Origin of the sequence: Affinundibacterium seohonense, assembly GCF_014284305.1 — a bacterium.
Classification (GTDB): domain Bacteria; phylum Pseudomonadota; class Gammaproteobacteria; order Burkholderiales; family Burkholderiaceae_D; genus Undibacterium; species Undibacterium seohonense.
In genome coordinates, this window is the sequence record NZ_JACOFW010000144.1 from 1 (window position 1) to 249 (window position 249).

At 49.4% G+C, this 249-nt stretch carries 1 protein-coding gene; it reads left to right on the plus strand.

What is annotated here, in order from left to right:
* A partial coding sequence (locus H8K52_RS20920; protein ID WP_186924826.1) for a transposase occupies positions 1-249 on the plus strand: 249 nt, incomplete at both ends.

Below are 249 nucleotides of genomic sequence, written 5' to 3' on the forward strand. Positions count from 1 at the left end.
ATGGCGTCCATTCCCTCATCACCGATACCCACGTTACACCAGCCAATGTCCATGATAGTGGTCCCTATCTGGATCGTCTTGATCGGATGCGTACCCGCTTCGGTTTCGAAATTGGCGCAGTGGGCCTAGATGCAGGCTACTTCACACCCCACATTTGCAAAGGTTTAGTTGAGCGCAATATCTATGGCGTGATTGGCTATCGTCGCCCCAATCATAAAGATGGTTTCTTCTATAAGCGCGAGTATGAAT